This window comes from Phocaeicola sp. RTP21359st1_B8_RTP21360_211022 (assembly GCF_040911965.1).
In the GTDB taxonomy this organism is placed as follows: Bacteria; Bacteroidota; Bacteroidia; order Bacteroidales; family Bacteroidaceae; genus Phocaeicola; species Phocaeicola vulgatus.
Map to the genome: position 1 here is coordinate 1 of NZ_JBDFXP010000044.1, position 14,786 is coordinate 14,786.

Consider the following 14,786-nt stretch of genomic DNA (forward strand, 5'->3'; position numbering starts at 1 on the left):
CCGATAAAATATCGGCAAAACAATTTATACGCTATAGCAGTGGCAAACCACTATACCGGATTTCTAGAAATCAATTTGGTGCCACCACTCATGAAGAGGCTGTCTCAAAATAAACTTGAGATGGTCTTTTTTTGTTTTATTTCAGATTGAAGTCATTTGTATTGTTCTCAAAAGAAGAATTTATAAGCTTGCTTTTGAAGATTTCATCCTTTCAAACTGTTTTTTCGTTGCCATAAACCTCCTAAGAGGCTACTTTTGCAAGATTATGTGTTATGGCGTCAAGTACAACTACTTCCACGTGGAACAGCGGTCGAGGTTCAAACCGGACCCGTTCAAGGCGGAAAACTTCTACTACAATGAAGAACATGACTTTTGTATCTGCCCTATGGGACAAAAGATGCAAAGGATAGGGACCGGACATGTGAAAACAGCATTCGGATATGTCAGCGAAAATGCCAAATACAGAGCCGTCAGATGTGAAGACTGTCCGCTAAGATGCCGATATTTTAAGGCAAAGGAGAACAGGACGATAGAACAGAATCACAGACTCAGAAGATACAGGCAGAAAGCCAAAGAGCTGCTGTGTTCCAAGGAAGGACTGAAACACAGAGGACAGAGATGCATAGAACCGGAAGCTGTGTTCGAACAAATGAAATACAATATGAACTACAAACGTTTCCGCCATTTTGGAAAGGATAAGATCTTCATGGACTTTGCCTTCTTTGCCATTGCCTTCAATATAAAAAAGATGTGTGCAAAAATGGCTAAAGAAGGTATGGATTGACTGATTAGACTGTTTTATGAGCTTACAGTAGCTATATTTAGATGTTGCGAACACATAAATCAAAGAAATCCTCAAAATATCGCAGCTTAAAAAAATGAGCCGATTTTTATAGTCAACGAAAAAAAAAAGGCGCATCGCGTATATGACACACCTTCATTTTTATTGCAAATATTTTGTATCATATTCTTGTTCTTATCTGTTGAAACATGCTCCATAAGAAGAAGCCTTTTTCTCTATGAATAAAAATATTTGCTTATTCAAAAAATATCTGTATCTTTGTATCCTAAGAGGGTTGTTCCATAAGTAGGAGGCTGTAAAATACTGAAATTAGCACAATCTCCAAATCGTTACCCGAAACTTTTTAAAACTTCTATAAGCGTTTGTCTTTCAAATCAATCTGTCAATAAGATAAGAATTTAAAGTAAACTATTTCCTGTTATTTCTTGTCCGGAGCAGGAGGGGTGTCGGTCGGGCGTTTCTTTCCGTCCTTGTCTACCGGTTCAAAATCCTCTTTCTCCGGTTTATTCTGTGCATTTCCTTTCGAGGAAGGATTGACAATGTTCTGATAGGTATCATGAATGGGAAGCTTGTCTAGAATACCCAGTGCGGGAGCCACTTTGCTGACCACATTCTGCAAGAAATTGGACGTTGTGCCGTTGCCACCGTCAAATACAGTAACATTTCCCAGTTGGATATGTTCAAATGCCTTAACCTGTTCCGAAGCGATTTCCTTCCATTGGTCAACCATCTTGTATTGGATGGCGATTTCGGGATTGCGCTCGGCAGCCTTCACCATGGCCTCGAAACCTTCCGCTTCGGCCAGCAAGGATTTCTTCTTGCCTTCCGCTTCTGCTTCCAGTTTCATCTGGATGGCCTTGGCTTCCGCCTGTGCTTTGGCCAGGATAGCTTCCGCTTCTGCATTTGCCTTACGTTTTATTTGCTCGGCCAATGCGTCCGCATCCAAGATGGCCTGCTGTTTGGCTATTTCGGCAGGAACAATCTTATCCGCTTTCAAGGCCTGTTCCACTTTGCGGGCTTTCGCTTCTTCTATTTCACGCTGTGCGTTTTCCTGTGCGGTGAGGACGGCAGCTTGTGTCCGGGCTTGTGCTTCACCGGCTTTTCTAGAGGCTTCCGCCTTGGTAACTTCCAGTTCCGCATTACTTTCGGCAACCTCTTTGGCAGCGTTATTTTGCCCGATGGCCGATTTCTTTTGTGCTTCCGCCTGCTTTATTTCCATATCGGATTGGAGCTCTGCCGTACGGCTTTCCTGTTCGGTACGCGCCTGTTCCTTGTTCACCTCCATAGAGGCACTGGCTTTGGCGATACGTGATTCTTTTTCGGCATTTTCTTCTGCTACTTTCGATTCACGTTCCTTGTCGGCTATGGCTACTTTAATTTCCTCGTCACGTTGCGTATCGGCCAGTTGAGTGTTCTTGTCGCGGTTGGTTTCCGCTACTTTGGTGGCACGTTCTTTTTGTTGTTCCGCAATCTTGATGGCACCCAGTTTCTGTTGTTCTTCAATGTTAGCCAAGGCTTCGTTCTTGGCTTTCGCTTCGGCTTCTTTTCCCAGATTGACGATATAATCGGCTTCATCGCGGATATCGCTGATGTTGATGTTCATCAGGTAAAGACCGAATTTCTTCAATTCGGAGTCGATGTTCTTGCGGCAGTTCTCAAGGAATGTATCACGATCACTGTTCAGTTGTTCGATGGTCATGTCGGCAATGACCAGACGCATTTGTCCGTAAACAACGTCTTTAATCAGTTCCTGTTGTGCTTCGATATTCAGTCCCAGTAAGCGTTCGGCTGCATTCTGCATAACTTCGGGCTCTGTGCTTACGGCCACAGTGATGGTAGTGGGCACATCTACGCGGATGTTTTGTTTGGAAATGGCACCGGTCAGTTTGCAGTCAATCTGCATGGGTTTCATGTTCAGGAAAGAGTATCCCTGGATAATGGGCCATACAAAAGCGGCTCCTCCGTGATACAGTTTAGCCGATTTCTTGTCGCCGGTCTTACCATATACTACCAATACCTCGTCGCTCTTGCACTTGCGGTAACGACTTAAAATCCCGACGATGGTCAGGACGATGACAGCTACCAGAATAGCTGCATAAATGAGAATCTGCTCATCCATAAATGATTGCGTTTTTAGGGTTTATTTAATCAATATAATAGATTCCTTCCTTGTAATCCTTCAGTGTGAGGATATCGCCTTCCCGGTAGCTTTTACCCTGTATGCTCCGCACGGTAAGTTCTCTTTGTGCGCCATTGATGGCGATATAGACCACATAGTCTGTTCCTGCCTGTTCTTGTTCTTGGCAGCGGGTATATATTTCGCATTTCCTGCCTATTAATTCTTCTCCCTGTTCGGGCTTGTTTTCTTGTTTCAGCTTATAGCAGAGTTTATAAATCCAAGCCAGGACGAAGACAAAAAAGCTGCCGCTTATCACGGCGCCCAGGTAATGTAAGACAATGTAGGGAGGCTGGCATAAATACATGAACCAACCGAAACCCATGCAGAAATGAATCAGTCCTTTGAAGGAGAGTACGCTGCTCATGTCTATATCGGCGTTGCCATCGGCATTAACGTCTATGTCGGTGTCCATACTGCCGAAAAAGATGGATAAGATGAATTGCAGAAGAAAGATTCCCGTACTTACTAATGCAGCGAAAAAATATACGTTAGCTTCCATATATTTTGTGTTTATCTGTTTTTCAATTCACAAAATAAAGCAATTAATCCGAAAAAGCAAGAAGATAAGGGAAGAAATGTAGCTGTGCATGTACAGCTTTCGATGTTTTTTATCCGTCCGGCGGAAAGTTTTCCTAATTATGGGCATGTCTTTAAAAGGTTACGGACAATCATTCTTGCGAACTATGCCCGTAGCTTTTATAGGTTGTTCTGCCTTGTATGTCCTGTTATAGGGAAATCAATGCCAGCGCTTTGTTTTCGGCGGCTTCCATAATCTCCCGTTCACCGGGGCCTTTGTCGTTGATGCCGCACAAGTGCAGGATACCATGAATAATCACCCGGTGAAGCTCGCGGTCGTAGGGTTGCTCAAATTGTTCTGCATTGCTGCGGACAGTATCCAAGCTGATGAATAAGTCGCCGGAAATACGGTCGCCTTCACAATAGTCGAAAGTGATGATATCCGTGTAATAATCATGTTGCAGATACTGTCGGTTCACTTCCAGAATTTTATCGTCCGAACAGAAGATGTAAGCGATTTCTCCCACTCTTTTTCCATAGCAGGCGGCTACTTCTTTAATCCATCCGGTGGTTTCTTTCTTTTTGATATCGGGCATTTTTACCCCTTCGGTTTGATAACTTATCATAGGCTGATTATTTTTTTATAATGTACAAAGATAAGGAAAGTATTTCAGCCGAAGAAAAGATAACAGATAAGAATAGCTGCAATGACCCCTGCCGCATCGGCTAGCAGTCCGCAAGGAACGGCGTGGCGTGTCCTCACTATTCCTACGCTGCCGAAATATACCGCCAGAATATAAAAGGTGGTGTCTGTGGAGCCTTGGAAGATACAGGACAGTCTGCCTACAAAGGAATCGGGACCGTATGTGGTCATGGCATCTACCATCAACCCTCGTGCCCCGCTTCCGCTCAAAGGTTTCATCAGCGCCGTAGGGAGCGCTCCTACGAAATCACTGTCGATACCGCATAGCTTTACGGCGTTGCCGATACCGTCAATCAAATAGTCCATCGCACCCGATGCACGGAAGACTCCGATACCTACCAGTATGGCTACCAGATAAGGAATGATGCGCACGGCGGTGCTGAATCCTTCTTTGGCCCCTTCGACAAAGGAGTCGTAGACATTGATTCTTTTTCTGATCCCTGCCACAATAAAGCCGATGATGATAAGAAATAGAAAGACATTGGCAAAGGTAGTGGAGTAAATATCTATCTGATCTCGTGACAAGGTATTGAAGAAATAAATAATTCCTGCTACCAGCAAACTCATTCCTCCTAAAAAGAGGAGGATAGTGCGGTTAAACAGATTGATTCTCTGATAAATACTTACTGCTACAATGCCTGCCAAAGTGGAGAAGAAGGTTGCCAGCAGGATGGGTACAAATATATCTGTAGGTTGGGTTGCTCCCAGCTGTGCACGATATACCATGATGCTGATAGGAATCAGTGTAAGCCCTGATGTATTCAGTACCAGAAACATGATCATGGGATTGCTGGCAGTATCTTTCTTGGGGTTCAATTCTTGCAGGCCCTCCATTGCTTTCAGTCCTAAGGGAGTGGCGGCATTATCCAGCCCCAGCATATTGGCCGCCAGGTTCATAAAGATACTGCCTGTTACTGGATGTCCTTTGGGAATATCGGGAAAAAGTTTGCTGAACAGAGGTCCCAGCAATCGGGAAAACAGAGCGATGACTCCGCCCTGTTCACCTATTCTCATGATACCCAGCCAAAGAGAAAGGACACCGGTCAGTCCCAATGAAATCTCAAAAGCGGTTTTGGAGGAATTGAAAGTAGAGTTGATAATTTCGGGAAACACTTGTGTGTCGCCTAGGAAAACGAGTCGCATCAACGCTGTCACGAAGGCTATCAGAAAAAAGGCTATCCAAATGTAGTTCAAAACCATATCGCTAGTTTTATTAGTAATAACTCGGACAAAAGTAGTCAAATTATTCGTTTTTGAATTAGAAAAGATTCAATTCTCTTATTTTTATTTCCAATCTTTGTTTGAACACGATAGCAAAATAGTATGAAATGATTTTAAGAGCAAACTACTCTCTCATTTGATTATTTCGATGAACGGGACGAGAAGGAAGCGTTTAAGCGATTCTCGCGAGTTTAAAGAATATCAAAAAGAGTAAAAAAGACGTTTGGTAGTTTGCTATTTGTCGGGTATATAAAGAAAAATGTTTTTTATGGATTTAAATATGCTTTGAAATGGATACTAATGAAATGTAAAATAACTCTTGGAATAAGTCTGTTCTAGAAGAAACGGATAATATAAGAATCGAAATAGTTAGGAAAAAGAGTTTTGTTGGTCGGATCTGATAATAAAAGGTTATATTTGTGCAAATATGCAGTGTGAATTCTGTAGTAGAAGGAGGGCATTGACGTAATAACAAGTAATAAGGGGGGAATATATGATGAAAACCGAGGAAATAAAAGATTAGTTCAAGCAGTTTGAAAGTATCGTTTGTGATTATCATGGAGTAAAGTGTTGGAGTGCACGCGAGTTGTATTCCTTATTGGGTTATACCCAGTGTAGAAACTTTGAGACCATCATCAATAAAGCGAAAGCTGCTTGCACGAATGCAGGTGAAGATGTGGCCTACCATTTTGCTGACGTCAGCAAAATGGTTTCTGTGGGGTCTGGTGCAGAAAGAGAGATAGATGATATCTATTTTACCCGTTATGCCTGTTATTTGATTGCTCAAAACGGTGATGCGCGTAAACCGGCTATAGCTTTTGCTCAAAACTACTTTGCTGTTCAGACAAGGCGTGCAGAATTGGTGGAACAACGTCTGTTGGATTATGAGCGGGTTCAAGCACGGACTAAATTGGCTGAAACGGAAAAGCTGTTATCGGGTGTGCTTTATGAACGCGGAGTAGATAGTAAAGGTTTTGCCATTATCCGTTCAAAAGGAGATAAAGCCTTGTTTCGTCTTGACACAGCGTTGCTAAAACGTAAACTTGGTGCGCCCGACAGTCGTCTGCTGGCCGATTTCTTACCAACCATCAGCATTAAGGCAAAAGATTTTGCTGCCGAGATGACTTCTATTAACGTACAACAAAAAGATCTTTATGGACAGTCATCAATTGAAAAAGAACATATTGAGAATAATACGGCTGTTCGGAATATGATGGTAAGCCGAGGAATCTATCCGGAACAATTGTCAGCAGGCGAAGATTTAAAGAAAGTGGAACGCCGTTTGAAATCAGAAGAAAAGAAAATAACTAAGAAATAATGAAGGAACCGCTTGAGGAGAAACTATAAATGAGCTGAAACGGTTTGCTCACTTTCACATGCTTCAGTAAATAATTCTTGTGATGTCTGGTTAGGCAAAATAGAGCTTTTAGCCATATACTCTTTATTATTGGCATAGATAAAGAGTACGCTTCCCCCTTTTATCGTATTGATAATAGGTTTGGTCAGTGCCTGTGGTAAAGCCGGACAACCGAAGCTTCGTCCCAGTCTGCCTGATTTGCAGACGGAAGGGTTGGCGTATGCGGCGCCATGAACTACGATGGCACGTTCACGGGCCCGGTCATTGATTCCTTTTTCCAGCCCGTCCAATAAAAGGGAGTATCCGTTTCTGCCTTGATAAGTGTTTCCGGTAAGATAGAAGCCGAGGGAACTTTTATAAGAGCCGACTTCGTTGGAGAAAGAGGTAGCATAGTTCTCGCCGCTGTTTTTCCCATGAGAGACCACTGATGAGTATAGCATCTTTTTCTGTTCCATGTCAAAGACAAACAAACGTTTTTCGGTAGAGGCTTTGGTGAAATCAATCAATGTCAGTATGGATTTGCTTTTTTGTTTAATCAAGTTGTATCCTGCCACAGCCTGTCGGAATGCCAGGAAATTGACCACCCCTCCCAATTGCATATCTTCGAATAATTGTTCGCCGTCCATTTTTTGAGGTGCAGGGACAGATGTAGCAACTTTCTTTTCGGGTGTAGCCGTCCGGGTCGATACATTGCTCGACGGAAAGAGGAATAGGAACAGGAGTAAAAAAGCTTTCTGCATACGTATGGAAAAACTGGATAACGGGTGCAAAGTTACGCACATTTCTATTCCAAAACAAATATAATCGTCTCATTAACAGGTGCCCATTCGAAAATAAACTTGGCATGAGAGGTGGCATTTCTTACACACATATGTGAGCGGGGGATGGTACCCAACGTATAACTGTATTCTATGATCCCTGTTGCCGGTGCATTGGTGGGTACTCCGTGAATATAACCACCATTATTGAAACGGCTGGCGTAAGGTGCAAAACCACCGGTGGCGGCAGAACCGTCTTTTAGAAAAATCATCTTGGTCTTTTTCTCTTGCAGAACGAACATACCCAATGGAGTTTCTTGGGCGTATGGAGGACGATGTTGTCCTGTTGTAGCAGGATTCATGCTACGTATCAGCCAGTAGCCCTTTTCTTTCCGTTCCAAAGTAGTTATATTCTGATTATGGCGGTCTATAAAAATAGCTTTGTTGAACACTACGCTGTCGGGAATCAGTTTTATATATTTTGTCGGAGCATACCATTCGCCACCTATAAAGACAGGTTCTACTTTGGTGAACTTTCCTTCCTCACCTAGGTGACGGGTAAGAAGTCCATCCAGTCCGTAGCGTTCGGCAGTAAGGGTGTCATCTGTTAGGAAAAGGGGAATTCCCTGATAGCGTTCCACTCCCAATGTGTCGGCTATCCGTTTGTATGCATCCCTTTTAAAACTTTTCACTAAAGGCGCTTCTCCGTTCCGGTTTTTATAATTCTGTAAGATGCACCATTGTGACGGCTTTTTTCGAATATTCTCCAACAATGCCAGCCGCTCCTTTATTTTCTCCCATTGGAAATGGCGGGTGGTGTCTTTATAAGGATAGGTATCCTTCAAAGTATGTTTATCATACAGCAGTTCCTTGTCAAGCCTGATGTCTTCGGGTTTGATATCTTTTTCTACAATCTCGGTGATGGCTTCTGTCACAGTATTGTGTACCTCTGTTATCACTTCCTTAATTTCGCTATTTGCTTTCGAGGTACACGAGCAGATTGTACAGAAACCGGTCAATAAATATATGAATTCTATTCTTTTCATCATAGACACAGGTTTGTGGCTTTCTTCTACAAATATAATTCTTTAAAAGGAATAAACATGCGTTTTTGTTTTTAAATGCAGTGAAAAATTCCTGTTTCTTTGAACAATCTCCCCTATTGCATACCTTATAAAGGACCGCTGGGAATAATCGTTTATCTTGGCTTGAGGTTTTTACAGAAAAAAAGAATCAACTTAAAAACAAGTATTATGGTGGAATCAACTAGAGTAAGAAGTAAAAGATTATCCTTTTCAGGTAAGAAGACACTGTCTTCCTTTATGCAAGTGAATATTGCCAGTCTGAGACAATCGGGAAAATTGCGTACCAGTGAGACGTATAGAGCTACACTGAACAGTTTTATGAAATTTATGGATGGCAAGGATGTTCTGTTGAGCAATATGGATGCCGAGTTGATGATGGGGTATGAAACTTATTTAAAGGAGCAGGGAGCAAGTATGAACACCGTTTCTTTTTATATGCGTATTTTGCGTGCAACGTATAATCGTGCAGTAGATAAAGGGGTGATCAGACAGCGTTTTCCTTTTAAGCACGTCTATACGGGAGTGGAAAAAACGGTGAAGCGGGCCATTTCTTTTAAAGTAATCAGACAACTGAAGGAGATGGATTTAAGTCACTCTCAGTCAATGGAGTTTGCGCGTGATATGTTTATGTTCAGCTTTTATACCCGGGGAATGTCATTTGTGGACATGGCTTTTCTTAAAAAAACAGATTTAAATAATGGTATGCTGACTTATAGAAGAAAGAAAACCGGTCAGTTGCTTTCCATCAGATGGGAGAAATGCATGCAGGATATAGTGGATAAATATCCCGGAAACTATTCGACTTATCTTCTTCCTATTATAATTCATATCAGGAAAGATGAAAGATTGCAATATAAAAATTCAATTTGCTTGGTGAACAGAAGGCTAAAAGAAATAGGGAAAAAGTTGGGGCTTGTTCATCCTTTGACTATGTATGTGGCGCGCCATTCATGGGCCAGTGTTGCCAGAGGCAAACATATTCCTCTTTCTGTGATAAGTGAAGGGATGGGACATGATTCGGAAAAAACGACTTTGATTTATCTGGCAGCATTGGATACCACCGTGATAGACAAAGCGAATATGGTGGTGCTGAGGGAATTCTTGTGATAATAGGGTAAAGATATTGTTTCTTGTCAAAAAGAGGATATCATATCACAAGGTATCCTCCATTTGACGGGATCAGTGTGTCTAGTATTTTTTTAATAAATGTGTGTTTGTTCTCTCTAAAGATGATAGCACTTTCTGATGTGGCTGAGTTGAATATGTTTGTTGCAAGGTCGGCACAGCCTATGATCTCTTTATTGTTATCTTTTGTCAGAAGATACCTTATAGTAAAGGAGAATCGGATTACAGATAGATTCTGAAACAATTGCCATAAACCATTATGCTGTTTTTGTCCACCTATTTGTTATGAAAAAAATATCAGCTTCCAAATATTCAATATTTTTCCGTAATATGACAATTGTCATAGGTTTGTTTTTTTATGTGAATTATAGCTGATACAACTATTTTTTAATAGACAAACTTGAATAAAAGAAAAGGCAAAGTTTACTTGGATTTTATTCTTTGATTTTGGAGATAATACTCTTATTACAAGAACTTTATAGAAAAAATACTAAGTTGGAATATTATATATCTCTTATTAAGAGATATATATTTTGTCGCAAATTTAAGCAAAGTTTTGAGAATTAGAACAATTTAGCAAGGAAATTTAATAATTGATTCAAAAAAAACGTTTTCTGAATACATGATTTAGTCTTTCAAAGTATTCTTGTGTGAATGTATTTTGTTGATTTATAATGTGTTATAGATCTCTTATATATCTCTTAATAAGAGATCTATCGTATAACTGATGACACGCCATATAATAATGTATGGTTGTGAAGATGTTAAAGCGAAGATTAAAAGTAAATAAAAATATGGACTATCTATTCTTGAGACGACACAGACGGACTGCTACTTCGAATAGGCAGAAAAGCCTGCTTCTTAAGGCTGCTGAACGCCAGTGGGAACTACAGTTCGCCAATAAGGGGACTGAAGGGAGAAAGGTGGATTGTGCCCTATATAAATGTATATTGTATAACCTTGAAATAAAGCAAGTTTTTTTGGATTCGGAGCTTTCTTTGAAAAAGTTTAGCGTTATGATAGACACCAACCAAACTTACCTGTCGAATGTGGTAAACAAGTATTTCAACTGTAATTTGAAGGAGTTGCTGAATACTTACCGTGTGGAATATGCCAAAGAGTTACTTCATGCTGGGAAATGTTCATTAGAAGAACTCCCACAGCGATGTGGCTTTGCCTCTAGAAGTGCTTTTTATGCCTCTTTTAGTAAAATAGTCGGAATGTCTCCTTTGCGCTTTCTAGCTCGAGAACAGAATAATTTGCTCTTAGAATCAATGATTTATGTATAATCAATTTTAGTTTTTTAAATTTATAAATTTAAAGTTTTTCTATTATGAACAAAAAGTTTTTAAGTGCAATCCTGTTTGGTGCCTTGATGGTTACCTCGACAGGAACATTTGTATCTTGTAAGGACTATGATGATGACATCGACAGCTTGAACGAGAAAGTGGACAAGCTGACTAAAGATTTGTCTGAATTACAGGCCGCAGCTGGAAAATATGTCACAGCTGTCAAGTATGATGCGGCAACAGGTAAGTTGACTGTTACCGGCGGTAACGGTGAAACTTTCCAACTTCCGATGCCTGCTGAACTTCCCACTTACTCTTTGAAAGTTGTAGATGGTAAGATACAGTTGTTAGATGGTGACAAGGTCGTTTCTGAAGCACCCCTGCCTACAACTGATGCTCCTGCGGCATTTGATCCTACTTTGTTGAAGTGGAACAATGGCTATCTGTATTATGGAGATGTAAAAATCTCAGGTGTAGAGAAACCTCAAAGCGTTGGCTCTATTACAGAAGTGAAAGATGAAGAAACTGGTGAGGTGATTGGCTATGTCATTGAACTAGATGGAAAATCTGCTACATTCTCTTTGGTTGCTGATTTGAAGGCGTTAGTATTCCAACCTGCATTCTATTATCAGGGTATTGAAGCAATGGAAGCTATTGGTCTTAATTATAAAACCTTGACAGTAGCTAAAGTAGATGCAGATGGAAATTATGATAAGGATGCTCCTGTTGTAGGTGAAGCAACTACAATGATTCCGGACTTGGTAGCTGATTATCATGTAAATCCTACCGTAGCGAAAGTTCCAGGTGATGTAAAAGCATATACTTTCTTGCGTTATGACAAGAATTATACTCGTTCTGCTGCGACAGCTCCGAAAGTAGTAAAAACTAATGTTACAAACGGTAAGGCCCCCAAGGGTATATTGACTGTAAATGCTCATTTTACAGATGCTGATATTAAGAACATTGAAAATGATGAGCAAGTAACTGTATTAGCTTTGCAAGTAAGTAAGGGGGATACCGTTGTTACTTCTGATTATGCTGCTGTTAAGGCTGCTTATTACAAGGACTTGGTATTGGCAGCTGTAGATAGTATTCATGCAAATGACCGCCACTTGTTTACAACTGCTGCTGAAGCTATTGCTGATAATGAACATGTTTGCAAGATTGTCTGGAACAGCAATGGTATCGATATTGCTCGTTTGGTCAATACTCACAGAACTAATATAGATAAAGAAGGTACACATTCAAAATGGGATGTTCGTGCTGCTGATGGTACTGTAGAAAAATATGGTTTCAAATATTCTTACGAATTAGTTGGTTATCATAAAGGTAATAACGAAACTTCAGAAAGTGCTCATGCTGCATTGAAGGGTTCTGTTATTCGTCCTCAGATGACAAGTGGTGGTAAGCAGCAACCTTGGGGATTTACTCAGAATAAAGCTACAAAAGATCGTGAACCGTTGGTTCGTGTTATCTTGACTGATACTATTAGCGGAAAAATAGCTTCTGTTGGTTATTTAAAATTCAAGATTACCGATACTGCTAATCAGAATGAAGTTGTATTGACCCCGAATTTCCCATTTGCCAATGGTTATACTGTTGATTGTACAGAAACAGAGACTAAACTTGGTTTGTCATGGCATCAAGTTGAAGAACAGATTCTGGCTCAATTGGAAGAAATTGGTATTTCTAAGGATGAATTCCATAAGAATTTCAAATTGGATGGTGCTGTAGAAGACGTAGAGCAACAAGCTTTGGTAAATGCTACTCAGTATGATGGAATTACTGTTGATTCTAAGGCTGTTACTACTCCGGTTGGTGTGGTTTCACAGACTAATTGGGATCCGGCGGATGAAATGACTGAAGTTTTGACTTGGGTAGTTAAGAATAATCAGGCATATCACATCTTTAAGGCTGGTGCTAAGAGTATTGCAGTAAATGTACGTTATAGCTATGAAGTATCTGAAGGTGTATATCAATATGTATATGTTACTTTCACTTGGACTCCTAGTCCTTTGAACTTTACTCCTAATGGTACCATTGAAAACTCTGCTAAGATTGATAAATATTGGTATGAAAAGAACGGTGCTGTAGCAGGTTCTGGTTATTCAGATATCCATGCTAATGTTCATCAAGTTGTTAGCGATAACTCTAATGATTGTACATTTGATAGCGAAATCTTGAATACTTTCACTGGTAATGTGATTACCGTGACAAGTGACGCTACTTATCCTGCATTTGCTAATGATAAGTTGACTAAGGAAGTTGTATTTGCTAACCCTCAAGATCATTTGACTAAGAAGGGAACTGCTTATGTCGTGAATGGTGCTTCTGGTGCTCAATATGATATCACTGTATCTGCTGATGGAAAAACTCTACAAGCTACTAATAACGCTGTAACAAAAGCAGTTGTTGTTCTTGCTGGAACAGTGATGGAATATCAAGAAAATGATTTTGCAAAAGATATTTTGAACAATGCAGATCACAACTTGCTGGGACAAGACCAGACATTTACTGCTAAATTGCAAATTAATGCTGCTAACTGCGATTATGTAGATTATGCTTTGGGTAACAACGTATTCTATGCTAAATATTTGCGTCCTGTATCAGTAGATCCGTCAGATGTAGATGAATTAATTGATGCTACTAATGGTGCTTCTATTGCAGGCTTGACCTTGAATCTGATTGATTGGAGAGACAAGTATTTTGATAAAGCAGAAGATACTACTGGTGATGATGGTAAGAAATATAATTTCTATGGATTTTATGGCGTAACTAAAGTTGCTGCTGATATTGAAAACGCTACAACAACTTTGAATGGTGGAACATTAGGTTCTACTAAATTATCTTCTGTAACGAAGAATGTAAAATTGTATTTCGGTGAAGATAAATCTACAACCAATGTATTTACTGCTCTGAAGGTTGGCGATAATGGTAAATTCTATTATTACAATAATGGTACTACTTTAGGTAAGTTTACAATCCGCGTTCCGCTGGAAGTTACTTATAAGTGGGGTACTATCTATACCGAAGTTGATTTGAATATCAATAAGACTATTCAGAACTAATATTGTAATAACTTTGAGTTTAATTTAAATAAGGGCCGGCCATTCATAGTGGCTGGCCTTTTTTAATAGGAGGAAAGAATGAAATGAAAAAACTGAAATTTATTTTATTGTTGACTGTTTTATTAACAACCTTTTCTTGTCAATCAGGAAAACAGAAGGTGCAAAGCAAAGAAGAGAAGAGTATTAATGAATTTGTAGCTCATCTAACGGAAGTTGATACGGTTTTGATAACAAACCTAATAAATCAATTTATGGAATATGCGAAAAATGGTCAGCTGGAATCTGCCGCAGCTATGCTTTATAAAGCCGATTCGGCAGATGTTTGGAATGAACCTATTCAATTGGATAACAATGAATTGCATCAAGTCGCAAAAATGATGGAATCTTTTCCTGTATTAAGTTATAAGATAGATTATATAAAGTTCTATACTCCTGTTAAAAACGAGGTGAAGTGCACGATTGTTATGCAGAAAGGAGAAAGTGGAACACCTATTGCAACTAGTAGTTGGTATTTTAAGCTGATGAATTATTTGGGTGGATGGCGGCTTTGTATGATGAATTAGCTAATGATCGATTTATATAAGCAGTCGTGGGAAAAAGTGTCATTTAAAAATTATTGAAGGGGGTGTTTGTTTAGGATATTTATGTGATTTTCAATACAAAAGATTATAGTTATAAATTGT

At 39.9% G+C, this 14,786-nt stretch carries 11 protein-coding genes and 1 pseudogene; 6 read left to right on the forward strand and 6 right to left on the reverse strand.

What is annotated here, in order from left to right:
- Nucleotides 1-277: 277 nt before the first annotated feature.
- Nucleotides 278-874 (forward strand): annotated as a pseudogene (locus AB5062_RS18325) (transposase); the annotation flags it as partial.
- A 346-nt stretch (nt 875-1,220) separates the two neighbouring features.
- Here AB5062_RS18325 and AB5062_RS18330 read toward each other — a convergent pair.
- The 4 genes from AB5062_RS18330 to AB5062_RS18345 form a co-directional block, all read right to left on the reverse strand.
- Nucleotides 1,221-2,921 (reverse strand): flotillin family protein, encoded by a 1,701-nt coding sequence (locus tag AB5062_RS18330; protein ID WP_005843912.1) that lies wholly within the window; start codon nt 2,919-2,921, stop codon nt 1,221-1,223.
- 25 nt (nt 2,922-2,946) lie between these two features.
- Entirely contained in the window at nt 2,947-3,480 is a 534-nt protein-coding gene (locus AB5062_RS18335; RefSeq protein ID WP_005849873.1) for a hypothetical protein, read from the reverse strand.
- A 226-nt stretch (nt 3,481-3,706) separates the two neighbouring features.
- Nucleotides 3,707-4,123 carry an rRNA maturation RNase YbeY gene (ybeY, locus tag AB5062_RS18340; RefSeq protein ID WP_005843908.1) on the reverse strand — a complete coding sequence of 139 codons (417 nt, stop codon included), beginning with the start codon at nt 4,121-4,123 and terminating at the stop codon, nt 3,707-3,709.
- 44 nt (nt 4,124-4,167) lie between these two features.
- Nucleotides 4,168-5,400, reverse strand: a complete 1,233-nt coding sequence (locus AB5062_RS18345) for a nucleoside recognition domain-containing protein (RefSeq protein ID WP_032953295.1) — start codon at nt 5,398-5,400, stop codon at nt 4,168-4,170.
- A gap of 562 nt (nt 5,401-5,962) precedes the next feature.
- Here AB5062_RS18345 and dinD point away from each other — a divergent pair.
- Nucleotides 5,963-6,739 carry a DNA damage-inducible protein D gene (gene dinD, locus AB5062_RS18350; protein ID WP_080705368.1) on the forward strand — a complete coding sequence of 259 codons (777 nt, stop codon included), beginning with the start codon at nt 5,963-5,965 and terminating at the stop codon, nt 6,737-6,739.
- A 23-nt stretch (nt 6,740-6,762) separates the two neighbouring features.
- Here dinD and AB5062_RS18355 read toward each other — a convergent pair whose 3' ends face one another.
- Complete coding sequence (locus tag AB5062_RS18355; RefSeq protein ID WP_032953302.1) at nt 6,763-7,518, reverse strand: murein L,D-transpeptidase catalytic domain family protein; 756 nt, start codon at nt 7,516-7,518, stop codon at nt 6,763-6,765.
- Between the two features lie 44 nt (nt 7,519-7,562).
- Nucleotides 7,563-8,582, reverse strand: a complete 1,020-nt coding sequence (locus tag AB5062_RS18360) for a L,D-transpeptidase (RefSeq protein ID WP_032953301.1) — start codon at nt 8,580-8,582, stop codon at nt 7,563-7,565.
- 207 nt (nt 8,583-8,789) lie between these two features.
- Here AB5062_RS18360 and AB5062_RS18365 point away from each other — a divergent pair, with 207 nt between their 5' ends.
- From AB5062_RS18365 to AB5062_RS18380, 4 genes are all read left to right on the forward strand, one after another.
- A complete protein-coding gene (locus tag AB5062_RS18365) occupies nt 8,790-9,728 on the forward strand; it encodes a site-specific integrase (protein ID WP_022508316.1) in 939 nt (312 codons plus the stop codon).
- Between the two features lie 812 nt (nt 9,729-10,540).
- The gene (locus AB5062_RS18370) at nt 10,541-11,035 is read left to right on the forward strand and encodes an AraC family transcriptional regulator (RefSeq protein WP_032953060.1); all 495 of its coding nucleotides are present in this window, start codon (nt 10,541-10,543) and stop codon (nt 11,033-11,035) included.
- Nucleotides 11,036-11,079: 44 nt separating this feature from the next.
- Complete coding sequence (locus AB5062_RS18375; RefSeq protein ID WP_032953033.1) at nt 11,080-14,103, forward strand: hypothetical protein; 3,024 nt, start codon at nt 11,080-11,082, stop codon at nt 14,101-14,103.
- Between the two features lie 83 nt (nt 14,104-14,186).
- A complete protein-coding gene (locus tag AB5062_RS18380) occupies nt 14,187-14,666 on the forward strand; it encodes a hypothetical protein (protein ID WP_005849856.1) in 480 nt (159 codons plus the stop codon).
- Nucleotides 14,667-14,786: the final 120 nt, after the last annotated feature.